Raw genomic sequence first — 23,762 nt, 5'->3', positions numbered from 1 at the left:
CCCGCTCCGGCGCCCACTCCGCCGCGGCCGCCCGCATGGTGTCGACACCGTCGACATGGGGACCGGGATTGATCAGCCCCTCGTCGAAGAGCGTGTGCGCGACGGCCAACAACAGCGCCGCGTCGGTTCCGGGCACGATTGGCAGCCACTCGTCGGCGCGCGCGGCGGTCAGGGTGCGCACGGGGTCGATCACAATCACCTTGCCGCGCTTGCGAATCCCGTCGATCAGGCCCATCACGTTGGGTGCGGCCAACAGTGAACCCTGCGATGCCGCCGGGTTGGCGCCCATGATCACCAGCAGGTCGGTGCGTTCGATGTCGGGCACCGGGAAGTTCCACCACAGCCCGTACATCAGATGCGACGACAGGTTCTTCGGCCATTGGTCGACCGTCCCCGGCGAATAGGTGACCGGCATGCCCGACATCCCCATCAGCACGCCGGCATAGCGGGCCAGCGAGAACGAGTGCGCCAGCGGGTTGCCGGTGTAGGCGGTCACCGCGCCGATGCCGTACTTCTCGATCACCGGGGTCAGCAACTCGGTGCAACGGCGAAACGCCGCGTCCCAGCTGACTTCCCGCCACTGGCCGTCGACCTTGATCATCGGCGCGCGGATGCGGTCCGGATCGTCGTGCAGCGCCGCAAGCGAGGTGCCCTTCGGGCACAGATGCCCGCGGCTCCACACGTCGTCACGGTTGCCGCGAATGCCGGTGACGTGGCCGTCCTTGACGTCAATCGCCAAGCCGCACATGGCTTCACACAACGGACACGTGCGCAGGTGGGTACCGTCCTCGCCGGGTTTCATCCACCCACTGTATTCCGCTACCGCGGGTAGCGGAAGTGGAGAATGTGCGGGGTCAGGCCGTCCAGGGCCCGATGCCACCGACCCTGTCGATGCGGATGTGGGTGAGGTAGCCGGGCGGCGCGTTGTCCGGCGGAAACTTCGCGTTCGGATCACCCAGCACCGGGTTGAGCTCCGTCAGCAGTTCGGGGGCGCCGCCCTCGGTGATCCGGGCGGTGCCCGCGATGGACAGGTAGGGCCGCATCCCCTGCCCCGCAGCGTCCAGCGACACGATCGTCACGGCCACCCGGGGATCCCTGCGCACGTTGCGGACCTTCTTGTGTTCCGAAAGGTGGGCGCTGACGAGTTCGTCACCGTCCGGTGTCGACCGCAGCGCAACCCAGACCACGCTCACCTGGGGGCTGCCATCCGGATTGATCGTGACCAGGGTCGCGTCGGCGCCCTTGCCGATGAGGCCTCGCGCGGCATCATTGAGCTTCATGCGTGGTTCTACACCCAGGCGCGGAGTTTCATTCCCAGTCGGCTGCTCACACGCGGCGGCCCGGCCACGCCTGTGACCGGGCCACCCTCAGACGTCGCTACTGTTCGGCTTTTTGCCGAGCCTCGTTGATATCGGCGGCCTTGCGGGCGCTCTCGGCCTCGGCCTCTTTCTGGGCCGCCTCACGCTGCGCGTCGGCCTTGTCCTGCTGGGCCTGGCCCTCGCGCCTCAGGTCGTCACGGCCGGCGACCGCGCCGGCGACTTCCTTGACCTTGCCCTTGATGCCCTCGACGATGCCCTCGACGGCCTCCGCGGGACCACTCTTGTCCGACATGCGTTCTCCCTCCATGGCGTGCACGCGCCCGTGTCGTGCAATCGACTCCCTTATTGCCCAACGGGCGGATTCTCGAAACTTCGGCCAGACCGTGCAATACGCCTACGCTGTTGACCCAGAAGGGTCGGCGGGGCGAGGAGTCGTGACGGTGCAGATGTGGGAACTGGTCGCCCGCGAGCGGATTCGGGATACCCTGGCGCGCTACAACTGGTCCGGCGACGCCGGCCGCCTCGACGACCTGGCGGCGACGTTCTGCGCCGACGGCGTCCTCGAGATCCGGGGTTTCGAGCCACTGCACGGGCGGTCGGACATCGCGGCCTTCCTGGGCGGCGTCACGGGCCGGATCGCCGTCGACACCGACGTCAAACCGATTGTGCGCCATAACGTCGCAAACGTGTTGTTCACCGAGGTGACACCCGACCGCGCCCGGGTCGACTGCTACTTCACCGTGGTCACCCACATCGGCCTGGACCACTACGGCCGGTACCGCGACATCCTGGTTCCCGACGGTGGCGCCTGGCTGATCAAGCACCGCAAGGTCTCGACCGACTGGGCGGCTCCCGACTCCGCAATGGCCCGCCAGCCCTAGCGGCACCGCGATCGCTGGCCCCGCGAAACCTGTTGTTCGCGTGACGTTTCCGCGCCACGACCACCGAGAAAGGATCGACCATGGGGACATCCGACACCGACCGGGCCGTGGCCTACCTGCTGGTTCGGCTGACCATCGGGGCCAGCCTGTTCGGCCACGGCCTGGTCCGGTTGCCGAAGCTGGGCGCGTTTCACGCCCAGCTGATGAGTGAGTTCACGAAGTCGATGCTGCCCGCCGTCGCGGTCTCGGGATGCGGTTACGCGCTGCCGTTCGCGGAGCTGACCATCGGAGCGCTGTTGCTGGCCGGTGTGCTGACCCGGACGGCCGCCATCGCCGGCGCACTGGTGATGGTCGGTCTGGTCCTGGGCGCCACGTCGATCGAGCACTTCAACGTGATCGGCGACCAACTCGTGCACGCGCTCTTTCTCGTCGGCGTGATTGCGTTCCGCGGGCACAACCGCTACTCCGTCGACCACCTGCTCACCGCCCGCCAGTCGACCAGCGCATAATCTCCACGCCCGTCGGCGCGCCGGGCGCCCGCGGTGGCGATTTCGTTAAATGTCTTGACGAAATGTTTGCCCCAAGCCCCTCAACGGCTACAGCTAGAAGTCACACACCAAAAGATTGCGGTCTCCCGATTGAGCGCGCTTGCGGAGCTCCGGTAATGACCGTGGGTCAGGTGACCAGCGGTCATGGCCGCACAACCGAGACGAGCAACGATGCAACGACTCAGCGGATTGGACGCGTTCTTTCTGCACCTGGAATCGCCGACGCAGCCTTTGAATGTTTGCTGCGTGCTGGAGTTGGACCCGTCGACGATGCCCGGCGGCTACACCTTTGATCGCTTCAGTGCGGCGCTGCGCGAGCGGCTTGATGCGGTGCCCGAATTCCGCCTCAAGCTGGCCGACAACCAACTGAACCTCGACCACCCCGTGTGGGTCGACGACGACCGGTTCGACACGGCTCGCCACCTGCACCGCGTGGCCCTGCCGTCGCCGGGAGGCCCGAAAGAATTAGCGGACATCTGCGGCCACATCGCCGGCCTGCCGCTCGATCGCGACCGGCCGCTGTGGGAGATGTGGGTGATCGAAGGCCTGCACGGCACGGACGCACTGTCCGTCGTCCTCAAGGTCCACCACGCGGTGGTCGACGGCGTGGGCGGCGCCCACCTGCTCTCGCAGTTGTGCAGCGACGTGCCCGACGCCCCGCCGCCGGAACCGGCCGAGCGCGCCGGCGCGGCGAATCCACTACAGATCGCCGCGAGCGGGCTGATCGGGGCGGCGTTGCGGCCGTGGCGGCTGGCCCGACTCCTGCCGGCCACGGCGCTGACCGTGGCGGAGACGGTGCTGCGCGCCCGCGGCGGCGGCCAGACGATGGCGGCCCCGTTCGCGGCGCCGCCGACCGCGTTCAACGGCTCGTTCACCCGGCGCCGCAACGTGGCGCTGACCAACGTGGACCTCGAGGACGTCAAAACCGTCAAAAACCGGTTCGGGGTCACCGTCAACGACGTCGTGACGGCGCTGTGCGCCGGGGCGTTACGGCAGTACTTCCAAGACCGCGACGCGCTGTCCGACGTCCCCCTGGTCGCGAGCGTGCCGGTGTCGGTGCGCGGCAAGTCCACCCGCACGGGCCGCAACCAGATGACCTGGATGCTCTGCCGCCTCGAAACCCACGTCGACGACCCCGTACAACGGCTGGCGAGCATCGCCGAGGGAAACGCCGCGGCGAAGGACCACTCCGCGGCGCTGGGCCCGACGCTGCTGCACGACTGGACGCAAGTGGCCGGGCAGACCCTGTTCGGTGCGGCCCGACGGCTGCTGCCGCGACTCCCCCTGCCCGAGAACCCGCCGCACAACCTGGTGCTGTCGAACGTCGCCGGCCCGCAAGAACAGCTCTACTTCCTGGGGTGCCGCCTCGACGCGATGTATCCGCTCGGCCCGATCATCGCCGGCGCCGCGCTGAACATCACGGTGATGTCGCTCAACGGCCGGCTGGGCATCGGCATCATCTCCTGCCCGGACCTGGTTCCGGACCTTTGGGACCTCGCCGATGCGTTTCCCGCCGCGCTCAAAGAGCTGCTGAGTTGCGGCGAGCCGGCCTGATCTGCCCGGTCTGATCTGCCCGGTCAGCGGAACCCCGTCCATCCTCGCCGCCGCGGCATGGCAGGGTGACATCCGTGGCAGACACTTCGGAACCGACGAGCGTCGCGGCGCACGACCTGCGCGAAATCAGCACTGACAAGGGCGCTTTGCGCTACTACGACACCGGCGGATCCCATTCGGGGCCGGCGCTGCTGTTCCTGCACGGCTCCGGCCCCGGTGTCACCGGCTGGCGCAACTTCCGCGGCGTGCTGCCCGCCTTCGCCGAGCGGTTCCGCTGCCTGATCCTGGAATTCCCCGGCTTCGGGGTCAGCGACGACTTCGGCGGCCACCCGATGGTCACCGCCTTCGGCACGGTGGCGCCCTTCCTGGACGCGCTCGGCGTGGACAAGGTGCACATCGTCGGCAACTCGATGGGTGGTGGCGTCGGCATCAACTTCGCGACCCACAATCCGGACCGCGTCGGCCGGCTGGTGACCATCGGCGGGATCGGCACCAACATCTTCAGTCCCAGTCCCAGCGAAGGCATTCGGCTGCTGCAGGAATTCGTCGAGGACCCCACGCGGCAGCGGCTGGTCGACTGGCTCAAGTCGATGGTCTACGACCAGGCGCTGGTCACCGACGAGCTGATCGAGGAACGCTGGCAGCTGGCCACCGACGCGGACACCCTGGCCGCGGCGCGACGCATGTACGGCAAGGCGGCATTCGCCGGGATGAACGCCGCGCTGAACGCCTCCGACCGGCCGCTACCGTGGGCGACGATGCACAAGCTCACCGCGCCCACGCTGCTGACCTGGGGCCGCGACGACAGGGTGAGCCCGCCGGACATGGCGCTGATCCCGATGCGCACCATCCCCAACGCGGAGCTGCACATCTTCCCCAACTCCGGGCACTGGGCCATGATCGAGGCCAAGGCGGCGTTCGAAAGCACCGTGCTGGCTTTTCTTTCGCGCGGCTAGCCAGTTCTTATCGCTGGGTGGCTCCGGCGTCGACGGGCAGGACGATCGCGGTGATGTAACGGGCCTCGTCCGAGGCCAGAAACAGCGCGGCGTTGGCCACGTCCACCGCGTCCACCCAGGGCACCGCGAGCATGTTCATCGAGCGGGCCGCCTCGGCGAATTCCGCGCGGGTGGGGGGCCGGTCCAAGTCGGGCCGGAATGCGGCGCCCACCACGTCATTGTGGATCATGGGCGTGTCGACGTTGGTCGGGCTGATGCAGTTGACCCGAACGTTGTGCGGCGCAAGCTCATTGGCCAGGCTGCGCATCATGCCGATCACGCCGTGCTTGGCGGCGGTGTAATGCGCGACGCCGACCAGCCCGCGCAGGCCCGCGATGGAACTCGTCAGGGTCATCGAACCCGCCCCGCGCGCGATCAGGTGCGGCGCGGTCGCGCGGCAGGTGTGCCATACCCCGGTCAGGTTGACGTCGAGCATTGTGCGCCAGGCGTTTTCGTCGAGCTCGACCGCCATGCCGCGGGAGGTGATGCCCGCGGTCGCGCAGACCGCGTCGAGACCACCGAACCGCTCGGCCCCGCGGTCGGTGGCGGCCTGCACACCGGCGAGGTCTCGCACGTCGACGATCTCGGTGTGCGCGAGCCCGCCGGCATCGCGCACCAGCGACGCCGTGGTGTCGAGGTCGGCGGGGGTGCTGTGCGGGATACGCACGGTGTCGACCGGGCCACACACGTCGAGCGCCACGATGTTCGCACCCTCCTGCGCGAACCGCACCGCCTGCGCGCGGCCGATCCCGCGCGCCGCTCCGGTGACCAGGGCGACCTTGCCGTGCAGTCGCCCGCCGCGCGTGGCGCTCACGTCGTCTTCTGCGTCAGGCCGGCGTCGACCACCAGCTGCGTGCCGGTGACGTAGCGGGCCGCGTCCGAGGCCAAAAACAGCACGGCGTTGGCGATGTCGACGGGCTCGACCCACGGCACCGGCAGCAGGTTGCGCGCCTGCAGCACCTCGGCCGCGTCGGCCGCCGTCGGGTTGTCCAGGTCCGGCCGGAGCCGCCGAAAAGTGGCCTCGTTGAGCACCATTGGGGTGGCCACCGGGCCGGGGTGCACGGTGTTGACCCGGATGCCGCGCGGCCCGAGCTCGTTCGCGAGGGTGCGCGCCAATCCCACCACCGCGTGCTTGCTGGCGGTGTAGTGGGCGGTGTTGGGCAGGCCGCGCAGGCCGCTGGTGGAGCTGATGACGACCACCGAGCCGCCGCGATCACCCAGGTGCGGCACGCTCGCCCGGACGGTATGCCACACGCCGGTGAGGTTGATGTCGAGCGTGCGCTGCCAGACCTGGGGGTCCAGTTCCCACGACGGTGCGCCGGGCAGGTGGACCCCGGCGTTGGCGACGACGACGTCGAGCCGGCCCAACGCGGCCACGCCGGCGTCGATGGCGGCCGTCATCGCTTCGAGCTCGCTGACGTCGGCCAGGCCGGTTACGCACCGCCGGCCGCGGTCGTCGACTCGGCTTGCCGTAGCGCGCAACTCGTCGGCCGCCGCGGGCGCGTCGAGCGCGATCACGTCGGCACCCTCGTCGGCGAACCGCTCACAGTGCACCCGGCCGGTCCCCTTGGCCGCACCGGTGACCACCACAACCTTGTCCAGCAACCCCGTCATCGTTCGATTAGATCGAAGCCGCGATAGCCGGCGCCGGCGACCTCGGCGCAGATGTCGTTGTATGTCGCGAAGCCCCCGGTGAACAGCATGAAGCCGCGCGGCTTTCCCGGCACGTTGGCGCCCATGTACCAGGAGTTGGCCTTGGTGAACAGCGTGGTCTCGGCCCGGCGGGCGCATTCGGCGCCCCACTCGTCCACGCTGTCCACGGTGGCTTCCAGCGCGGCGTAACCGTGCCGGTCCAGGTGGATGATGGCCTCCGCGATCCAGTTCACCTGGGCCTCGGCGTGCAGCACCATGTTCGCCAGCACGGCGGGTGCCCCCGGACCCGAGACCAAAAACAGGTTGGGGAAGCCGTCGACGCCCAGCCCCAGATAGGTGCGGGGTCCGTGCGCCCAATCGTCTCGCAGGGCGGTGCCGCGCCGGCCGACGATGTCGATCTTGCCCAGCGCCCCGGTCATCGCGTCGAAACCCGTTGCCAGCACGATCATGTCGACGTCGTAATGGGCTTCGGTGTTATCGGCCCCGGCGGTGTTGATGCCGGTGGCGTCGACGGATTCGATCGGGGTGGCCCGGACACTGATCAGCGACACGTTCGCCCGGTTGAAGGTCTGAAAATAGTTGCTGTCGGTGCAGATTCGTTTGGTGCCGATCGGGTGGTCGGTGGGAATCAGCAGGTCGGCGACCGCCGGATCGTCGATGACGGCCCGGACCTTCTCCTCGTAGAACCTGCGGGCCTCGTCGTTGGCCTCCAGGTCGGTCAGCTGGTCCGGGAACGTCTTGGAGAACAGCACGCCGCCTTGCTGCCAACGCTTTTCGAACGCCGCACGCCGCTCCTCGGCGGTGAACTGCATCGTCGGCCTGGGGGCGGTGATGTGCGGCGAGCCACCGCCGCTGCGCCACGACAGCGCACGCCGCTGCGCGTAACCGGCCTTGATCTCGTCGAGCTCGGCGGCGGACAGGGGCCTGTTGCCGGCCGGGACGCTGTAGTTGGGGGTGCGCTGGAAGACGTAGAGGTGGGCGGCGGACTCGGCGATGACCGGAATCGACTGAATGCCGGAGGATCCCGTGCCGATGACCGCCACCCGTTTGCCGGTGAAGTCGACGGGCCGGTGCGGCCACCGCGCGGTGTGGTAAAGCTCGCCGGCGAAGGTGTCCAGGCCGGGGAAGTCCGGGGTCAGCGCGGCCGACAGCGGACCCGTCGCCATCACCACGAACCGCGCCGAAAAACATTGTCCCGCATCGGTGGTGACCGTCCAGCGCAACGCCGCCTCGTCGAGGTGCGCCGACACCACGCGGGTGCGCAACGCGATGTCGCGGCGCAGGTCGAGCTTGTCGGCGACCCAGTTCAGGTACGCCAGGATCTCGGCCTGGGTGGCATACCGTTCGGTCCAGTTCCACTCCTGCTGGAGTTCGTCGGAGAACGAGTAGCAGTAGTCGACGCTCTCGACGTCGCAACGCGCTCCCGGATACCGGTTGTGGTACCAGGTGCCGCCCAGTTCGGGCGCGGCCTCCAGCACCCGCACCGACAGGCCCTGCCCGCGCAGTTTGTGCAGCGCGTACAGGCCGGCGAACCCCGCGCCGACCACGACGACGTCGAGGGACCGCGCGCCGGGAACGTTCACAACGAGTCACCGTAGGGCCTCGGCCGGCGCGGCCCGCGCGGCCTCCCGGTCACCGGACGCTTGCGGCGAGTTTTCCCGGCCACCGGGCGTGGGTGGCCGGCGGCGAGGTTCGCGTCGAATTCCGACGCCCTTGGTGTCCGCTCATCGGGATTTCCTTTGGGACGGGCCTCGACTGCGGTAGACCATTACTTAGCCCCCACACGTGCTTAGCCCACACACGTAAGGACAACGATATGAGCGAGCGGGTACTCGACCGGGTAGTGGCCATGGCGGACCAGTTGCGCGACCAGGCCGCCGAAGCCGAACGCATCGGGCGGCTCACCGACGACACCGTCAAGCTGATGAAGGGCGCCGGCCTGATCCGGCTGCTGCAGACCAAGCAATATCAGGGCTTCGAGGTGCACCCGCGCGAGTTCGCCGAGACGACGATGGCCACCGCGGCACTGGATCCGGCGGCCGGCTGGATCGTGGGCGTCGTCGGCGTGCACCCCTACCAGTTGGCGTACGCGGACCCGAAAGTCGCCGCCGAGATCTGGGCCGACGACGTCGACACCTGGATGGCCTCCCCCTACGCGCCGCAGGGCGTGGCCAAACCCGTCGACGGCGGTTACGTCTTCAACGGGCGCTGGCAGTTCAGCTCGGGCACCGACCACTGCGACTGGATCATCCTGGGGGCAATGCTCGGCGACGAGAAGGGCATCCCGCTGATGCCACCGCAGATGCTGCACATGATCTTGCCCCGCAAGGACTACGAGATAGTCGACGATTCGTGGAACGTGGTGGGGCTGCGCGGGACCGGCTCCAAGGACGTCATCGTCAAGGACGCGTTTGTGCCCAGCTACCGGACCATGGACGCGACCAAGGTGATGGACGGCACCGCCCAGCGCGAGGCCGGCATGACCGAACCCCTCTACCTGATGCCGTGGTCGACGATGTTCCCGCTGGGCATCTCCGCGGCCACCATCGGGATCGCGGAGGGTGCACTCGCCGCGCATCTGGATTATCAGCGCGAACGGGTCGGCGCCACCGGCACCGCAATTAAGGACGACCCCTACGTCATGCACGCCATCGGCGAGGCGGCCGCCGACATCAACGCGGCGCGTCAGGAGCTGCTGGCCAACGCCGACCGCATCTACGACATGGTCGCGGCCGGCAAGGAGGTGTCCTTCGCCGATCGGGCGGCCGGGCGCCGCACGCAGGTGCGCGCGGTGTGGCGTGCGGTGTCGGCGGTCGACGAGATCTTCGCCCGCTCGGGCGGCAACGCGGCGCGGATGGACAAGCCGCTGCAACGATATTGGCGTGACGTGCACGTCGGCCAGATGCACGCCATCCATGTCCCGGGCACCACCTATCACGCGGCGGCGCTGAGCTCGATCGGCATCGACCCGCCCGAGGGTCCGCTGCGGGCCCTGATCTAGGAGCATTAGTGAGCGACCTGAAAAGCCTTGGCTACATCACCATTTCGACCAATGACATCGACCGCTGGCGGCAGTTCGCCTTCGGCGTGCTGGGGTTCGCCGAAGGTAAGGGCCCCGATCCTTCGGCGCTGTACCTGCGGATGGACGAGCGGGCGGCCCGGCTCATCGTGGTGCCCGGTGAGACCGACCGGGTGCTGACCGTCGGCTGGGAAGTGCGCGACCACCCGGCCCTGCAGCGCGTGCAGGCCACCCTCGACGGCGCAGGCGTCGCGTACAAGCAGCTGTCCCCCGACGACGCCGAGGCGCGCCGGGTCGAAGAGGTGATCACCTTCGAAGATCCCGCCGGCACCACGCTGGAGGTGTTCCACGGAGCGGTGCTCGACCACAGCCCGGTCGTCACGCCGTTCGGCGCGAAGTTCGTTACCGGTGATCAGGGCATGGGCCACGTGGTGGTGCCGGCCACCGACCCCAACGGGCTGTTCGACTTCTACACCGAGGTCCTCGGGTTCCGGGCCCGTGGCGCGTTCCGGGTGCCGTTGCCCAAAGAGTTTGGGCCCGTGCGGGTTCGGTTCCTCGGCATCAACGAGCGACACCACAGCCTGGCGATCGTGCCGGCCGCACACCAGCGCGACCCACGCCTGGTCCACATCATGGTGGAGGTCGACACCCTCGACGCCGTCGGGCAGGCGCTGGACCGGGTCAACGCCGAGGGATTCCAGCTGTCGTCCACCCTGGGGCGACACACCAACGACAAGATGGTCTCGTTCTACGTCCGCGCACCCGGTGACTGGGACATCGAATTCGGCACCGACGGGATGCGGGTCGACGAAACCTATTACACCGCAGAGGAAATCACCGCCGACAGCTACTGGGGCCACCAGTGGGTCGGCGAAATGCCCGCGGCCATGCGGCTGTGACGCCCGACTCCGACGTGACGCCGGTCGCGGCGTCGAAGATCACCTCGTGGGACGCCGAGGCCGACGTCGTCATCGCCGGCTACGGGGTCGCCGGTGCGGCCGCGGCGGTGGAAGCGGCCCGGTCCGGCGCCGACGTCCTGGTGCTCGAGCGCACCGGCTCCTGGGGCGGGGCGGCGTCGATGGCCGGCGGCTTCATCTATCTCGGCGGCGGTACCCCGATCCAAACGGCTTGCGGTTTCCCCGATTCCGTCGACAACATGGCGGCATTCCTCAACGTCGCGATGGGCCCCGGCGCCGACGAGAACAGGATCGCCGACTACTGCGCGGGCAGCGTCGCCCACTTCGACTGGCTGGTCGGCTGCGGCGTGCCGTTCAAGGCGGAATTCTTCTCCGAGCCCGGCTGGGAACCGATGGGCGATCAGGGGCTGATGTACAGCGGCGGCGAAAATTCCTTTCCGTTCAACACCATCGCCACCCCCGCGCCGCGCGGGCACGTCCCGCAGATGCAGAACAAGAAGCAGGGCGAGGCCAGCGCCGGCTACATGCTGATGAAGCCCCTCGTCGAAACCGCCACTGCCGCAAGCGCACGCGCGCTGTACGACGTGCGGGTGCAGCGGCTGATCACCGAGTCCGACGGCCGAGTGGTCGGCATCCGGGCCCGCCGGTATGGCACCGAGATGAGCATCCGGGCGCGCAACGGCGTGGTGCTCGCGACGGGCAGCTTCGCCTACAACGACGCGATGGTGGCGCGCTACGCGCCGCGGATCGCCGGGCGCCCGGCTGCCTCGATCGAGCAGCATGACGGGCAGGCGATCCGGATGGCGCAGGCGCTCGGCGCCGATCTGGCGCACATGGACGCCACCGAGGTCGCGATCTTCATCGACCCGCAGCAGTTGGTGCGCGGCCTCCTGGTCAACGGGCGGGGCCAGCGTTACGTCGCCGAGGACACGTACCCGGGCCGGATCGGCCAGCTGACTCTCTATCAGCAGGACAACGTCGCCTATCTCATCATCGACGGCGATGCGCAGGAGGAGGCGATGGCCTCGTGGTCGCCGAAGTTCATGCTGCGCCCGCCGACGTGGGTGGCCGACACCGTCGCCGACCTGGAAACCGAGATGGGGCTGCCGCCGGGGTCGCTGCAGGCGACCGTGGCCGCCTACAACGCGGGCGCCGCGCGCGGCGAGGATCCGCTGCTGCACAAGAAGCCGGAGTGGATCAAGCCGATCGGCTCCCCCGTCGGCGCGGTCGATCTGCGGGAGAACACCGGCGGTTTCACGCTGGGCGGGCTGGCCACCACGCTGGACGCCGAGGTGCTCCATGTCAGCGGCGCGCCCATCCCGGGCCTCTTCGCCGCCGGCCGGTGCACGGCCGGGCTGGCCGCCTGGGGCTACGCCAGCGGCGTCTCGCTGGGTGACGGCAGCTTCTACGGCCGGCGCGCCGGGCGCTCGGCCGCCAAAGGCTGAGTCTTCTGCGCCTGGCGGGCCGCGCGCTCGATACGTTCATGCAGCGCAGCCCAATACGGGCCGTCGACGTCGGGAAGGCCGGAGCGGCCCGGCTGTGACCCGGCTTGGTTGTCGACGAGTTCGCGAACGATGTCAGCGTGGCCCGCGTGGCGGGCGGTCTCGGCGAGCATGTGCACGAGGACTCGCCCGAGCGTCACCGAGCGCCGGTCTTCGGGCCAGCCGGGCGCGACACCGGGATGCTCGAGGTCAAGTGCCGCAATGGTGCGATCGGAGTGCGCGCACGCCCGCCGGTACAGATCGACGATGTCACCCCGGCTCTCGTCGGGCGCCGCCCACATGTCGACCGTGGGCTCTGCCGGGCGGCTCAGCCACAGCGGAGGACGCGGGAAAGGCCGGGCGAACACATCGCCGAAATAGCCGATCTCGCAGCCGGTCAGGTGCTTGACCAAGCCCAGCAGGTTGGTGCCGTGCGGGGTCATCGGTCTGCGGACGTCGTATTCGGACAGTCCGTCGAGCTTCCAGACCACCGCCGCACGCGCGTCGCGCAGCTGTCGATGCAAGTCATCCTTGAGACCGATCACGGTGCGCTTCGGCCCGAGGACGCGCGCGTGCGCACCTTGGTCAGCGCGGCGGTGGCGGCCGCGGTGGCGGCCGCGGCGGCGGCAATGGCGCTGTTGATGGAGATTTCGCCGCGCATGCCCGGCGCGGAGACCATGTCGCCGACCAGGTACACGCCGTCGCCGCGGTAGACGGCCGGCCGGTCGCGCCAGGTCTGGCCGGGCAGGTCCAGGGCGCCGGTGCGGCCCTTGGCGATGGCGGTGCGGTGAAAGGTGGTGCGCTCGCGCCAGTTCGGCAGCGCTTGGTCGGCGAGGCCTTCCAGTCGCCGGTGCGCGTCCGCGTGTGACTCGCCGGCGCGGACGGGCATCTGCAGTTGGTAGAGCGCCTCTTCGGCGGGCGCCACCGAATCGTCCTGCATGCTATAGCTCTCGTGGAAGCCGCCCTCGTCGAGATCGAAGATCAGATTGGTGTCCTTGCGGCCGGCCTTGACGGCGATGTCGAGCAGCGCGGCGTGTCCGCTTGTCCAACTGAGACTTTCGTCCCCCAGCAGGGAGCGCGCCGCGGCGATGTCGGTGGCCACGATGACCGGGCCGCCAGCGGGCAAGGTGTCGATGCGCGCCGCGGTCTGCACCGCGACGCCGAGTTCCTTCGCGCGGTCGGCCATCCTGTCGATGACGGTTTGCCAGCCGCCACGAACCCAGCGCACCGCGGGCGGGTTGGGGCCGAGGACCCGTTGGAACAGCGTCCACACAAACGCCGCCGAAAGTTGGCCGGTGTCAGCGTGATAGGTGACGACGCTGATCGCGTTGGCCATCTGGGTGGCCGTCTTTTCGCCCCACCGCCCGCTGGCCCAGGTGTGGAAGTCGACGTCGACGGGCGCGGTGAGCCATTTGCGCGATTGCGGGCGCAGCATCGGTAGCGGCGGCAGCGCACGGATGCGCCCGTCGGCGCGAAAGTGCAGCAGTGCGGCCATGGCGACCGGACCGGGCCACCCGAGGCGTTTGACGAAGCCGCGCTTTTTCAGCCACTTGTAGTGCGGACCATCGGCGTAGAACACGTGCGCACCGTCGTGGGCGACATAGGGCGGCGGTGTGGCACGGCCGCGGCCACCCAGGCGATCGTGCGCTTCGTAAAGCCGCACCGGGACACCGGCTTCCGCGCATGCGATGGCGGCGGTCAGGCCGCCGAGACCACCGCCGATCACGCTGATGTGGCTACCCATCGTTGTTCCTTTCTTCGGGGTTGGGCGTCGGATCCGACCACTGCAGTCGGGCAGCGATCATTTCCGCGGTGGAACGCAGGTATCGCTCCTCGTCGATGGCGGCCGGGTGTTCACCGCCGAACGTGTCGCGGATCAGCCAGTAATGCGCGACCGCGCTGAGCACCACGACGGCGGCGGCGTCCCAGTCGTGTGCGCCGTGGTCCGGCCCGGCCAGTTCGGCCAACCCGCGGGAGATCACCGACAGCACCTGCAGGTACTCGTTGCGGCGGAACACCTCGAGGACCTCCGGGGAGGCCGAGGTGTCGCGCAACAGGATCCGGGTGACGTCGCGGTTGTGGTCCAGCCGGCCCAACCCCACCCGGCAGAGCAGCACGAGCCTGTCGACCAGCCCGGCACCGGAGCCCACCTGGTCGAGCAATTCCAGTACCGAGAAGCCGGGCTCGAAGAACGGCGCCCACTGGTCGCGATCGGCGAGGGTCTCGCCGATGGCCTCATAGAGCAGTTGGTCCTTGGAGCGAAAGTGCCGGTACAGCGCGCCCGAGCCCGGCGACAGCCCGGCGGCCTGTTCGATCTGGGCGATCGTGGTGGCCGCGAACCCGCGTTGCCCGAACAGGCGCAGCGCTTCGGCGATGATCCGCTGTCGCGACGTGACGGGCACCGCGCCTCCCAACAAGTAAGTGCTTACTTGCAGTAAAGCAGCAGCCGGCACCGGCCGCAAGACGCGATGGTGGCTCAGGCGTGCGGCAGCCGGTCGAAAACGGCGAGGATCAGGACGTGGGTGGCGTTGATGAGTTGCGCCCGGCGGCGCCGGCGATCCTGCAGGAGCCAGAGCGTGGCGGCGGTGGTAATGGCGCCGATGATTTCCTCGGCGATGATGGCCCGCTGCGCCTTGGGCAGTGTGGTCTTGGTGAAGGCGGCGGCCGCCAAAGTCTCCACCGAGGCGGCGAACCGCTGGGTTTGCGCGGCCCAGGCGGCATCCACCGCGGGGCTTACGCCGAGGATCTCCAGCAGGGTGATCCGCGCCCGCCGCTGGTCGGCGTCGATGGCTTCGAAATAGCCTGTCAGCGCCGCCCGTAACTGAACGTCGAGGGTGTCCGCCGGCGCCTGGGCGACGGCGCTCACCATGGCCTGGTGTATTTCCTCGGCGCATCGCTGGTAGCAGGCGAGCAACAGTGTCTCGCTGTCGGGAAACGATTCGTAGAAGTACCGCTTCGACAGCCCGGCGCTGGCGCAGACCTGGTCGACCGTCGCGGCGCGGTAGCCGACCGTGCCGAACACGTCCACGGCGGCCTCGATGAGGCGCGTGCGCCGCTGCTCGGCCCGTTGGCCGGGGGTGGATCCTCGATACGTTCGCGACGGCTGCACTACCCGATATTGACACACGCGGGTTCCCGATCCGGGTTGTTGAGGTGCTCGTTGGCGGCATGGTCATCGGGCCGTGAGGATGGCCTTGATGGCGTTTCCGTGGCAGTGCTCGCGCAGGGCGTCCGGAGCGTCGTCGAACGAGGCGGTGAGCGTGGTGACCAGCTCGGGTCGCAGCTTTCCCGCGGCCATGAGTTCGAGCACCGAAGGCATGACGGCGCGGACGTGACTGCGACCGATGTGCAACGTCACGTTGCGCACGTAGCAGGCGGCCAGGGGCACGCTGGCGCGCCGGTGCAGCGACCAGACGCAGGTGCAGATGCCGTCGGGCGCGGTGTGACGAAGTACCTGCCGGAGCCCGCTCGGGGTGCCGGTGGCGTCGACGGTCAGCGCGGCGGTCGGCCACTCGCGGGGGTGCCGCGGATCCAGCGCATGGAAACCCAGTTGCTCGGCGCGATCGCGGACGGCCGCACGGCCGTCGACGATGTGAATTCTGCGCGCGCCCAACGCCTGAGCGATCAGTCCGGTACACAGCACCGCGCTGGAGGTCATCGGCTCACGGCTGCCCATGCGGCCCACGATGAGCGTCTCGGCGTCGGGATCGGCGGCCAGCAGGCCGGGTAGGTGTGGCGCGACTTGCCGGTAGGCGTCGCAGACGTTGTCCCCCACCCCGGCCGCGGCGGCCGGCTCGACGCCGTCGGGCAAGGCCACGAGCATCGCATCGGCGAAGGGAACGGCCATCAGGTCGGCCAACGCGCCGCCCCAAAGGCCACCGGAGATGCCGAACCCGTACATCGACGCCGGGGGAACCGACAGGCAGCTGCCGGTGTGGCCACGCCGGCAGGCGGAGCAGCGCCCGCAGCTGATCTGGAACGGCACCACCACCCGGTCGCCGATCCGAACGGAGGTCACCTCGTCCCCCACGTCGACCACTTCGGCCACGCATTCGTGGCCGAGGTGCAGCGGCAGCGGAAATGGGGTGCGGCCCAGCATCATTGCCCGGTCCACGTCGCAGGTCGCCACGGCGATCGGTCGCACGATCGCGGCCTGCGGGCCGGGCAGGGCGGGGCTGGGCAGCGACCGCCAGCGCAGCGCGCCGCCGGGGTAGGCGACGAGCCCGCGCATGCGTTGCCGGCTCGCCCGGCGGCGCCCGCCGCTCCCCCGGCCCAGTTGCTTGATCCGCATCTTGGTGTCGCGGTGCAGCGGCAGGCGCGCGGCCGACAGCGCGTCGGGACTCAGCAGCCTGGCGTAGTGGCCCAGCGCCGTGCGGGCCCGAACGAGATCGGTGTTCATCCTTGGTCCTCCAAGACCTGCGCCAGCCGTGTGCGCAATTGACGTTCCAGTGGCGGGGTCGACAGCAGCGGCTTCGCCCAGCGGGCCATCGCCACCCAGCGGGGCATGGCAACCCGGGCAGCCCGCCGCTGCACCGCGTCGGCGAGCTTTTCCCCACAGTCATCCGCCGACAGCGTCCGCCTGAGCGGACGCGGAAGTGTGGCCAGCATGGCGGCGAAGCCGGCAGAATCGGACATGGCACGCCGGAATAGTGGGGTGTCGACCCACGACATATGGGCCGAGCCGACATCGACGCCGCGCCAAGCCATCTCGAGTCGCAATGCGTTGGCGAACTGCTCCGCACCTGCCTTGCTCGCCGTGTATGCGGCCAGACCTGGAGCAGCGACGAAGGACGCAACCGACGCGACCACCAGTACGTACCCTTTTGCGCTGACGAGTGCGGGCAATGCGGCGCCGACGGTGTTGAACAGGCCGATGAGATTGATGTCGACGACTTGGCGGAACTGCGCCGGCTGCATGTCGAGCACCGGCGTCCAGGAACCCACGCCGGCGTTGGCCACGACGGCATCAAGGCGACCGAACTGCCGAATGCCGGCATCGACCGCCGTTCGCATGGCGTCGGGATCGCGAACATCGCCTTGCACAACCAGGCTTCGGCCGGGCCCGAATTCGCCTGCCAACGCTTGCAGTGCGGGCCCATCGACGTCCACGAGAAGAAGCCGTGCGCCACGGCGGTACAGCGCGCGCGCCGTGCTCGCGCCGATTCCGCTGCCGGCCCCGGTGACCAACACCGCCTTGTCGACAACCACGACGGGCCTCCTTCGGGAACGGAACGGTTCCAGTTTTGTATCAGGAACGGCGCCGTGTCAATATCTGCCAAACAGGTTGTTCGAACGCGGCTTTGCACCGCCATTTCGCATACGTGCGCGGAACGCGGTTGGCGTCCCGGCAGGACATGCATCCCACCGATTGGGCCATGCGCGCGTCGCACGGTTGATCGCCTCAGCCGCAGTGACGACAGTTGGTGGCGGCGGCGTTCAATCAATCAAACGTTCCGCCACTGGTTGTGCTCACCATGACGAAGGCGGCCCGCTGATGAGTGTTTTTCGCGTCGAAGCCGGCGACGGGGAGGCGGTACTGCTGCTGCATGGCTATCCCCAGAGCGCATCGTGCTGGCGTCACCAGATCCCGGCGTTGGCCCAAAGGCACCGCGTCGTCGCCGTCGACTGGCCGGGCTTCGGGCGCTCCGATCCGCCCGACACGCCCGCGACATATGAGAACGAGGTAGGACGGCTCGATTGTCTCGTCGATTCGCTGGGACTGCGGCAATTCAATCTGGTCGCTCACGACTACGGCGCGTTCCTCGGTTTGGGTTATGTGCTGCGCCACCCGCAAAAAGTCATGCGCCTGGCGGTGCTGAACTCACGCGCGCACAGCGTCTTTCGACCGATGTTCTATCGTTTCCTGCTTCAACAACGCTGGGCCGTGACTCATGCTCCCGGCGTCGTGCGCAACCTTCCGCTACGGCGGCTGCATCACGTTGCGTTGCGCCCGTATCGCCGGCTCGGGTGCTTCGACGACGCCCTCGAAGCCGAGTATCTGGCATGGATGGACACGCCGCCCGGGCGGCAAACGTTCGTTGATTTTTTCCGCGATTACCGGGTGCCCGCGGTGCCCGAATTGGCCGCCGGGTTGGAGCGGATCCAATGTCCGACGGCGATCATCTGGGGCGACAGGGATCGCACTATTCCCTTTGCGACCGGCCGAGAACTTGCGGAGCGAATTCCGGCGGCGACCCTGACCCGCATTGCCGGCGCGGACCACTTCGTCATGGAGGAGCGGCCCGACGAAGTCACGGCAGCGCTACTGGACCTGCTGGCCCGCCCCTGCCGGGCATCCCGGGATCCGGCTGCGACGGACCTATGGTAGCCGCTTGCATTACATACATACTGCATGTATCTTCGGGCGTACGTCATGGATTGGACTTACAGCGCAACCGCGGCGGGGATGTCCACGGTCTAATGCGTTGCAGCCCAGGCTATTCCCGTATGCCAAAGGAGCAAAGTCATGGCACCTAGCACCCAGCGCCATAAGGTGATGTTCCCCAGCGCCGACGGCCAATGCGCCGCCTGGCACTACCCGGGCGAGAACGGGGCGTGCGTGGTCATGGCTGCCGGACTGGCCGTCACCAAGGAACCCGGGACCGATCGTCTGGCCAAGCGCTTCCAAGACGCCGGCTACCACGTGCTCGCCTTCGATTACCGTTGCCTCGGCGAAAGCAGCGGCACGTCAAGGCAACTAGTGCGTTTCCGCGACCAGTTGGCCGACTACCACGCCGCCGTGGACTTCGCCGCAACGCTGTCGGGCGTGGACCGCGACAAGTTGGCCATATGGGGGTTCTCGGCTTCCGGCGGGCACGCACTCGTCATAGCCGCACGTCATCCCCGCGTTGCCGCAGCGATAGCGCACGCACCCGCGGTCGACGGCCTCCATGCCATGCGTAACGCGTTGCGGTACATGACACCTCAGGCGTTCACCAGGTTGATCAGCCGCGCCACTGTCGACACCGTCGGTGGAATGTTTGGGCGCCAGCCCCTGCTCGTTCCGCTGGCTGGTGAGCGCGGCGCCGTGGCGGCGTTGACCACACCGGATTCGCGAAACTACGTCCGAGCGCTCAACCCCGGAAACCGCTACCCCGAATGGCGCCAAGCGGTGGCCGCGCGGTCGGCGGTACGCATCGGCTTCTACCGGCCCGGCCGACACGCCAAGCACATTCGGTGTCCGCTGCTCGTTGTCGCCTATAGCGATGACGGCGTGGCTCCGCCCGGACCGGCAATCCATGTGGCGCAACGGGCCTCCCGCGGCCAGCTCGCCCTGTTACCCGGTGGTCACTACGCGGCATTTCTCGACGGCGAGGAGGAGGCCGTGCAGGCCATGCTCTCCTTCCTGGCCCGCGCGTTGTCGCGCCCCAGGCTTACGCGCGATGCGGCGCCCCGTTCCATTCCGCGAACGTAAGCCCGCTGCGACTTTCGGCCCGGGTTTCCGCGGTGGGCTTACGCTCGCGGGCTCGAGGTATGTGACGCGGACCACCTTCATGTGCTACAACTATCTTCCTAATAGGAATATGCCAGCCAGGAGGCTCAGTGTCAGCGCCCGCCGAAACCCCCACCGCGGTCATCGACCGCATCACGCTTGTCCTGGACGCATTCGACGGACCCGGGCGCCTCACGCTGGCCCAGATCGTCCGGCGCACCGGCCTGCCCCGCTCGTCGGCGCACCGAATGCTCGAACGTCTGGTGCAGCTGCGCTGGCTGCGCCGCAGCGGCCGCGACTACGAGCTGGGCATGCGCCTGGTCGAGTTGGGCTCGCTCGCCGTGCATCAGGACCGCCTGGTGCGCGCAGCCGCCCCGCTGCTGGGTGAATTGCACCGCGCGACCGGGTTGGTCGTGCATTTGGCGGTCCTCGACGGATCCGACGTCGTCTACCTCGACAAGATCGGCGATTCGCCGCTGGCGCCAATCCCCACCCGGGTCGGCGGCCGCCAGCCCGCGCACTGCACCGCCGTCGGCAAGGCGATGCTGGCGTACCGCGAGGAGGACGCCCCGGTGGACTTGCGGGTCCGCAGCACCAAGTACTCGATCGCCACCGGCGCGCAGCTGGCGGTCGAACTGTCCCGGGTGCGCGCGCACGGCGTCGCCTTCGAGCGCGAGGAATCTCTGCTCGGATTCGGTTGTGTGGCGGCGCCCATCGGCAATCCGGGTGAAGCCGTCGCGGCGGTGTCGGTGTGCGGTCCGATGAACCGGATGACGTTCGACCAGCGATTGATCGCCCCGGTCCGGATGACCGCGATGGGCATCTGGCGCCACGCCGAGGACGGCCCGCAGCGCGTCGCGCCCACCCTGCAACCCCTTCGTCCGCTGCGTCTCGCGCCGCGCCCCGCGTTGCAATACGCGTGAGGCTCGACCCGCAGATCGCCCCGATCATCGAGCAACTGGATAGTGGGTTCCCACCGGTTCACCAGATGAGCGGCGCCGAGGCCCGAGCGCTGATCCGGTCCAGGTTGGTGCCACCGGCGCGGCCCGAACCGGTCGCCGAGGTCACCGATCGCTCGATCGAGGGTCAGGGCGGCCCCATCCCCGTGCGCAGCTACCGGCCCGAGGCGGCGGGGCCACTGCCCGTCGTCGTGTATGCGCACGGCGGCGGGTTCGTGTTTTGCGACCTGGACAGCCACGACGACCTGTGCCGAAGCCTGGCCAATCTTGTTCCCGCCGTGGTGGTTTCGGTTGGCTATCGGTTGGCCCCGGAAAACGCCTGGCCGGCGGCGGCCGAGGACGTGTACGCCGCGACGTGCTGGGCCTATGACAACGCCGCCGCACTTGGGTCCGATCCCGGGCGTCTGGTCGTGGGTGGCGACAGCGCCGGCGGCAATCTGGCCGCGGTGGCCACGGTCATCTCTCGCGACCGCGGCGGCCCGATGCCGGCAGCCCAGCTGCTGATCTACCCGGTGATCGCGGCCGATTTCGACACCGAGTCCTACCGGCTTTTCGGCCAGGGCTACTACAACCCGAAGCCGGCACTGCGGTGGTACTGGGATTGCTATGTGCCGTCGAGCGAAGACCGCGCGCATCCCTACGCCACACCGCTGAACGCCGACCTACGCGGACTACCGCCCGCCGTGCTGGTGGTCGCCGGCCACGACCCGCTGCGCGACGAAGGATTGGCCTTCGGCGCCGCGCTCGAGGCGGCCGGCGTCCCCACCCGGGAATTGCGGTACGAGGGCGGCATCCACGGGTTCATGACGATGCCGATGCTCGACCTCGCGCACCGGGCGCGCAACGAAGCCGCCGCAGCGCTGGCCGATCTGCTGCGGCGGTAACGCGCCGGCTTCGACGGTTGACCGGAGGTTCCCGGTGGTCGGGAGCCGGCCCCGCTGCGTCCCCCGGGTGTCATACGGTCGGCTGATGGCCGACGGCGAAGTCTTCGTGATCGACCGGGTAGTGACCCGGCCCGGATGCGCTCGCCGATTCGTCGACGCCTACCTCGCCGACTACGCCCCCGGCGCGCGGGCACGGGGGATGACGCTGCGCGACATCCTGGTGAGCCCGCCGATCTGGTTCGACGACGACGCCAACGTCATCACGGCGACCTGGACCCTGCCCGGCGCCCGGGCATGGTGGGAGATGACGTGGAAAGGCCGGCCGGATCCAACGCTGGGCGAATGGTGGTCGCGCATCGACGAATTGGTCACCGAGCGGTCCCGGATCTGCGCCGCGAGGGCCGACGACGTCGACGGGCTGTGCGATGTATAACCTCACGCGACTGATCGACGTCGCCGAGGCCGATCGCGACCGGATCCTCGAGGCGCTGCGCACGGCCGCCCGTGCGACGACGCCGCTGAGCTCGGTGGTGCAACCGACACTGCCCGGCTCGCGCAACGGAGGCGACATCCTGGTGCATCTGCGATTCGCGACCGAAGCCCAATGTTACTGCGCAACAGAGGCTTTCGCTAGCGTGCTGGCCGATCCCGCGGTGGGTCGGGTCAACGGCGTCGACTACGGGGGCACGCCCACCCGCTGCGGCGAGCAGGGTGGCACGGTCTACCGGGCGCTGCTGCTGCGCGTGCAGCCGGACACACCCGATGCCACCCTCGCCCAATTCGAGCGCGAGCTGTCTTCGATGCCGCGCTATCTACCCGCGATCCGTGCCTGGCAGCTGAGCCGGGTATCCGCCTCGCACGGAGCGTCTTGCTGGACACACGTGTTCGAGCAGGAGTTCGCCGACGTCGAGGCGGTGATGGGTCCCTACCTGATGCACCCTGTGCACTGGGCGGTGGTGGACCGCTGGTTCGACCCCGAGACCACCGACGTGATCGTCCGGGACCGGGTTTGTCACAGCTTCTGCCCCATCGCCGACCTGATTCTGATCTAGACCCCGGCGGGAAGGATGTTCGGATTGGCGGTCGCCGGCGGCTCTAGCGGCGGCAACACCTGCGCGCCGTCCAGGCTGTGCACCGGTAGCCGCTGCGACCAGGGATAGTGCAGGCTGAACGCGACCAACCCCGTGCGGGTCGCGGCGGGCAAGTGGCACATCGCCAGCACGGTCTCGGCCAAATACTCGACCGGTTCGGTAGGGAACGAATCCGGGATCAGTTGCGCGGCACCGGGTGTGTGGACCGCCGTCGACGGTCCGACGCAATTCACGGCGATGTTGGCGTCCAGCAGCTCGGCGGCCACCCCCTGGGTGAACCGGTGCAGGGCGGCCTTCATCGAGGCGTAGACGACGTCACCAGACGTCTTGTTGTATTCCCGGTACGGCCGCACCGGGGCCACGCCGGTGACCGACCCGATGTTGACGACCCAGCCCGCTCCAAGCTTACGCATCTGCGGCACAACCGATTTCGTCAGTGCGAACGGAATGCGAAGGTAGTGGTCGACGGTGCGATCGAACGTTTCCAAGCTCATCTCCTCGACCACCGCATAGTCGGCGAAACCGGCGTTGTTGACCAGGATGTCGATGCGACCCGTGCGGTCCAGAACCGCATCGACCAAACCGTCACGCTGCCCGGCGTCCTCGAGGTCGGCCGCGACGGCAAACGCGGAGCCGCCGGCGGCCTCGATGGCCGCCACCGTTTCACCGATGGTGCCGGGCAGGGCGGTGGTGGAGGTGGCCCGTGTCGGGGGCGACGGCGAGTGCGATCGTGCGGTCACCGCCACCGTGGCACCCTCGGCGGCGAGGCGCTGTGCGATCGCGCGGCCTATGCCGCGGCTACTGCCGGTCACCAAAGCCGTTTTGCCACAGAGTAAACCGCTCATCGTAGCTCGAGATCCGCTTCGATCGGCGCACGGTGGTCGCGCCAGAAGTCGACGAGGCGGTATGGGAAGGCGGTCACGATCCGGCCTCCACCCGAGCGATAGTAGGTGTGCGCCGACGGGGTGTGGCACCACACGGTGCCCGCCATGGCCGCATCGACGCTCGCGACGTAGCTCTCGTAGGCGC

The 23,762-nt window shown here is 68.8% G+C and carries 27 protein-coding genes; 13 read left to right on the top strand and 14 right to left on the bottom strand.

Annotated elements, in window-relative coordinates; genetic code table 11:
* The 3 genes from A5646_RS11430 to A5646_RS11420 form a co-directional block, all read right to left on the bottom strand.
* Nucleotides 1-802, bottom strand: an 802-nt coding sequence (locus A5646_RS11430; protein ID WP_156765582.1) for a molybdopterin-dependent oxidoreductase, incomplete at its 3' end; no start/stop codon positions are given.
* Nucleotides 803-854: 52 nt separating this feature from the next.
* On the bottom strand, nt 855-1,280 hold the full coding sequence (locus A5646_RS11425; protein ID WP_066866456.1) for a PPOX class F420-dependent oxidoreductase: 426 nt from the start codon (nt 1,278-1,280) through the stop codon (nt 855-857).
* A gap of 97 nt (nt 1,281-1,377) precedes the next feature.
* Nucleotides 1,378-1,611: a general stress protein CsbD gene (locus A5646_RS11420; RefSeq protein ID WP_066866528.1), complete on the bottom strand. Its 234-nt coding sequence runs from the start codon at nt 1,609-1,611 to the stop codon at nt 1,378-1,380.
* 148 nt (nt 1,612-1,759) lie between these two features.
* Between A5646_RS11420 and A5646_RS11415 the strand changes: the two genes are divergently transcribed.
* From A5646_RS11415 to A5646_RS11400, 4 genes are all read left to right on the top strand, one after another.
* On the top strand, nt 1,760-2,200 hold the full coding sequence (locus A5646_RS11415) for a nuclear transport factor 2 family protein (RefSeq protein WP_067021773.1): 441 nt from the start codon (nt 1,760-1,762) through the stop codon (nt 2,198-2,200).
* An 80-nt stretch (nt 2,201-2,280) separates the two neighbouring features.
* On the top strand, nt 2,281-2,709 hold the full coding sequence (locus A5646_RS11410) for a DoxX family protein (RefSeq protein ID WP_066876222.1): 429 nt from the start codon (nt 2,281-2,283) through the stop codon (nt 2,707-2,709).
* 210 nt (nt 2,710-2,919) lie between these two features.
* Entirely contained in the window at nt 2,920-4,302 is a 1,383-nt protein-coding gene (locus tag A5646_RS11405; RefSeq protein WP_067021768.1) for a wax ester/triacylglycerol synthase family O-acyltransferase, read from the top strand.
* A 74-nt stretch (nt 4,303-4,376) separates the two neighbouring features.
* Complete coding sequence (locus tag A5646_RS11400; RefSeq protein WP_066869799.1) at nt 4,377-5,258, top strand: alpha/beta fold hydrolase; 882 nt, start codon at nt 4,377-4,379, stop codon at nt 5,256-5,258.
* A 7-nt stretch (nt 5,259-5,265) separates the two neighbouring features.
* On the opposite strand, the gene A5646_RS11395 is transcribed toward A5646_RS11400, so the two are convergent.
* From A5646_RS11395 to A5646_RS11385, 3 genes are read right to left on the bottom strand one after another with little or no spacing between them, the layout of a single operon-like run.
* The gene (locus A5646_RS11395) at nt 5,266-6,111 is read right to left on the bottom strand and encodes a mycofactocin-coupled SDR family oxidoreductase (RefSeq protein ID WP_066869801.1); all 846 of its coding nucleotides are present in this window, start codon (nt 6,109-6,111) and stop codon (nt 5,266-5,268) included.
* Complete coding sequence (locus A5646_RS11390) at nt 6,108-6,911, bottom strand: mycofactocin-coupled SDR family oxidoreductase (RefSeq protein WP_066869804.1); 804 nt, start codon at nt 6,909-6,911, stop codon at nt 6,108-6,110. The genes A5646_RS11395 and A5646_RS11390 overlap by 4 nt, the downstream gene beginning before the upstream one ends.
* Nucleotides 6,908-8,533 (bottom strand): NAD(P)/FAD-dependent oxidoreductase, encoded by a 1,626-nt coding sequence (locus A5646_RS11385; RefSeq protein ID WP_066869807.1) that lies wholly within the window; start codon nt 8,531-8,533, stop codon nt 6,908-6,910. The genes A5646_RS11390 and A5646_RS11385 overlap by 4 nt, the downstream gene beginning before the upstream one ends.
* A gap of 233 nt (nt 8,534-8,766) precedes the next feature.
* Here A5646_RS11385 and A5646_RS11380 point away from each other — a divergent pair, with 233 nt between their 5' ends.
* Genes A5646_RS11380 through A5646_RS11370 form a run of 3 tightly spaced genes read left to right on the top strand, consistent with a single transcriptional unit; the run spans nt 8,767 to nt 12,331 of the window.
* Entirely contained in the window at nt 8,767-9,951 is a 1,185-nt protein-coding gene (locus tag A5646_RS11380) for an acyl-CoA dehydrogenase family protein (protein ID WP_066869810.1), read from the top strand.
* An 8-nt stretch (nt 9,952-9,959) separates the two neighbouring features.
* The gene (bphC, locus tag A5646_RS11375) at nt 9,960-10,868 is read left to right on the top strand and encodes a biphenyl-2,3-diol 1,2-dioxygenase (RefSeq protein ID WP_066869813.1); all 909 of its coding nucleotides are present in this window, start codon (nt 9,960-9,962) and stop codon (nt 10,866-10,868) included.
* Nucleotides 10,865-12,331 carry an FAD-dependent oxidoreductase gene (locus A5646_RS11370; RefSeq protein WP_067021766.1) on the top strand — a complete coding sequence of 489 codons (1,467 nt, stop codon included), beginning with the start codon at nt 10,865-10,867 and terminating at the stop codon, nt 12,329-12,331. The genes bphC and A5646_RS11370 overlap by 4 nt, the downstream gene beginning before the upstream one ends.
* Here A5646_RS11370 and A5646_RS11365 read toward each other — a convergent pair.
* The 6 genes from A5646_RS11365 to A5646_RS11340 form a co-directional block, all read right to left on the bottom strand.
* Nucleotides 12,292-12,891 carry a DinB family protein gene (locus A5646_RS11365; protein WP_231998291.1) on the bottom strand — a complete coding sequence of 200 codons (600 nt, stop codon included), beginning with the start codon at nt 12,889-12,891 and terminating at the stop codon, nt 12,292-12,294. The genes A5646_RS11370 and A5646_RS11365 overlap by 40 nt on opposite strands.
* Before the next feature lie 17 nt (nt 12,892-12,908).
* Nucleotides 12,909-14,111, bottom strand: a complete 1,203-nt coding sequence (locus tag A5646_RS11360; protein WP_067021762.1) for an NAD(P)-binding protein — start codon at nt 14,109-14,111, stop codon at nt 12,909-12,911.
* Nucleotides 14,104-14,769 (bottom strand): TetR/AcrR family transcriptional regulator, encoded by a 666-nt coding sequence (locus tag A5646_RS11355; protein ID WP_067021761.1) that lies wholly within the window; start codon nt 14,767-14,769, stop codon nt 14,104-14,106. The genes A5646_RS11360 and A5646_RS11355 overlap by 8 nt, the downstream gene beginning before the upstream one ends.
* A gap of 74 nt (nt 14,770-14,843) precedes the next feature.
* Nucleotides 14,844-15,476 (bottom strand): TetR/AcrR family transcriptional regulator, encoded by a 633-nt coding sequence (locus A5646_RS11350; protein WP_197505169.1) that lies wholly within the window; start codon nt 15,474-15,476, stop codon nt 14,844-14,846.
* A 63-nt stretch (nt 15,477-15,539) separates the two neighbouring features.
* Entirely contained in the window at nt 15,540-16,766 is a 1,227-nt protein-coding gene (locus tag A5646_RS11345) for a zinc-binding dehydrogenase (protein ID WP_231998290.1), read from the bottom strand.
* Entirely contained in the window at nt 16,763-17,575 is an 813-nt protein-coding gene (locus A5646_RS11340) for an SDR family oxidoreductase (protein WP_066869828.1), read from the bottom strand. Before A5646_RS11340 ends, A5646_RS11345 begins: the two co-directional genes overlap by 4 nt.
* 202 nt (nt 17,576-17,777) lie before the next feature.
* Here A5646_RS11340 and A5646_RS11335 point away from each other — a divergent pair, with 202 nt between their 5' ends.
* The 6 genes from A5646_RS11335 to A5646_RS11310 all read left to right on the top strand — a co-directional run bounded on the left by A5646_RS11335 (nt 17,778) and on the right by A5646_RS11310 (nt 22,694).
* Nucleotides 17,778-18,695 carry an alpha/beta fold hydrolase gene (locus tag A5646_RS11335; protein WP_231998289.1) on the top strand — a complete coding sequence of 306 codons (918 nt, stop codon included), beginning with the start codon at nt 17,778-17,780 and terminating at the stop codon, nt 18,693-18,695.
* A gap of 138 nt (nt 18,696-18,833) precedes the next feature.
* A complete protein-coding gene (locus tag A5646_RS11330) occupies nt 18,834-19,781 on the top strand; it encodes an alpha/beta hydrolase (protein ID WP_067021755.1) in 948 nt (315 codons plus the stop codon).
* A gap of 128 nt (nt 19,782-19,909) precedes the next feature.
* Nucleotides 19,910-20,722 (top strand): IclR family transcriptional regulator, encoded by an 813-nt coding sequence (locus A5646_RS11325; protein ID WP_067021753.1) that lies wholly within the window; start codon nt 19,910-19,912, stop codon nt 20,720-20,722.
* Nucleotides 20,719-21,642 (top strand): alpha/beta hydrolase, encoded by a 924-nt coding sequence (locus A5646_RS11320; protein ID WP_067021751.1) that lies wholly within the window; start codon nt 20,719-20,721, stop codon nt 21,640-21,642. Before A5646_RS11325 ends, A5646_RS11320 begins: the two co-directional genes overlap by 4 nt.
* A gap of 85 nt (nt 21,643-21,727) precedes the next feature.
* Nucleotides 21,728-22,075, top strand: coding sequence for a hypothetical protein (locus tag A5646_RS11315; protein WP_067021749.1), 348 nt, complete (start codon nt 21,728-21,730; stop codon nt 22,073-22,075).
* A complete protein-coding gene (locus A5646_RS11310; RefSeq protein ID WP_067021747.1) occupies nt 22,068-22,694 on the top strand; it encodes a Dabb family protein in 627 nt (208 codons plus the stop codon). The genes A5646_RS11315 and A5646_RS11310 overlap by 8 nt, the downstream gene beginning before the upstream one ends.
* Here the strand turns inward: A5646_RS11310 and A5646_RS11305 are convergent.
* Together A5646_RS11305 and A5646_RS11300 are read right to left on the bottom strand one after the other, a co-directional pair.
* Nucleotides 22,691-23,578 (bottom strand): SDR family NAD(P)-dependent oxidoreductase, encoded by an 888-nt coding sequence (locus tag A5646_RS11305; protein WP_067021745.1) that lies wholly within the window; start codon nt 23,576-23,578, stop codon nt 22,691-22,693. The genes A5646_RS11310 and A5646_RS11305 overlap by 4 nt on opposite strands.
* The coding region (locus A5646_RS11300) for a hypothetical protein (protein ID WP_156765581.1) at nt 23,575-23,762 on the bottom strand (188 nt) is incomplete at its 5' end. The genes A5646_RS11305 and A5646_RS11300, both read right to left, overlap by 4 nt.

The organism is Mycobacterium sp. 1245499.0, from assembly GCF_001673615.1.
GTDB classification, from domain to species: domain Bacteria; phylum Actinomycetota; class Actinomycetes; order Mycobacteriales; family Mycobacteriaceae; genus Mycobacterium; species Mycobacterium europaeum_A.
Note: the sequence above shows the minus strand (reverse complement) of the source record. Positions and strands in the feature narration are given on the sequence as shown.

Bases quoted from the DNA above. Each gene is read 5' to 3' on its own strand.
- A5646_RS11420 (WP_066866528.1), bottom strand. From the start codon at position 1,611: ATGTCGGACAAGAGTGGTCCCGCGGAGGCCGTCGAGGGCATCGTCGAG.
- A5646_RS11305 (WP_067021745.1), bottom strand. From the start codon at position 23,578: ATGAGCGGTTTACTCTGTGGCAAAACGGCTTTGGTGACCGGCAGTAGC.
- A5646_RS11410 (WP_066876222.1), top strand. From the start codon at position 2,281: ATGGGGACATCCGACACCGACCGGGCCGTGGCCTACCTGCTGGTTCGG.
- A5646_RS11380 (WP_066869810.1), top strand. From the start codon at position 8,767: ATGAGCGAGCGGGTACTCGACCGGGTAGTGGCCATGGCGGACCAGTTG.
- A5646_RS11360 (WP_067021762.1), bottom strand. From the start codon at position 14,111: ATGGGTAGCCACATCAGCGTGATCGGCGGTGGTCTCGGCGGCCTGACC.
- A5646_RS11390 (WP_066869804.1), bottom strand. From the start codon at position 6,911: ATGACGGGGTTGCTGGACAAGGTTGTGGTGGTCACCGGTGCGGCCAAG.
- A5646_RS11405 (WP_067021768.1), top strand. From the start codon at position 2,920: ATGCAACGACTCAGCGGATTGGACGCGTTCTTTCTGCACCTGGAATCG.
- A5646_RS11425 (WP_066866456.1), bottom strand. From the start codon at position 1,280: ATGAAGCTCAATGATGCCGCGCGAGGCCTCATCGGCAAGGGCGCCGAC.
- A5646_RS11310 (WP_067021747.1), top strand. From the start codon at position 22,068: ATGTATAACCTCACGCGACTGATCGACGTCGCCGAGGCCGATCGCGAC.
- A5646_RS11315 (WP_067021749.1), top strand. From the start codon at position 21,728: ATGGCCGACGGCGAAGTCTTCGTGATCGACCGGGTAGTGACCCGGCCC.
- A5646_RS11330 (WP_067021755.1), top strand. From the start codon at position 18,834: ATGGCACCTAGCACCCAGCGCCATAAGGTGATGTTCCCCAGCGCCGAC.
- A5646_RS11345 (WP_231998290.1), bottom strand. From the start codon at position 16,766: ATGAACACCGATCTCGTTCGGGCCCGCACGGCGCTGGGCCACTACGCC.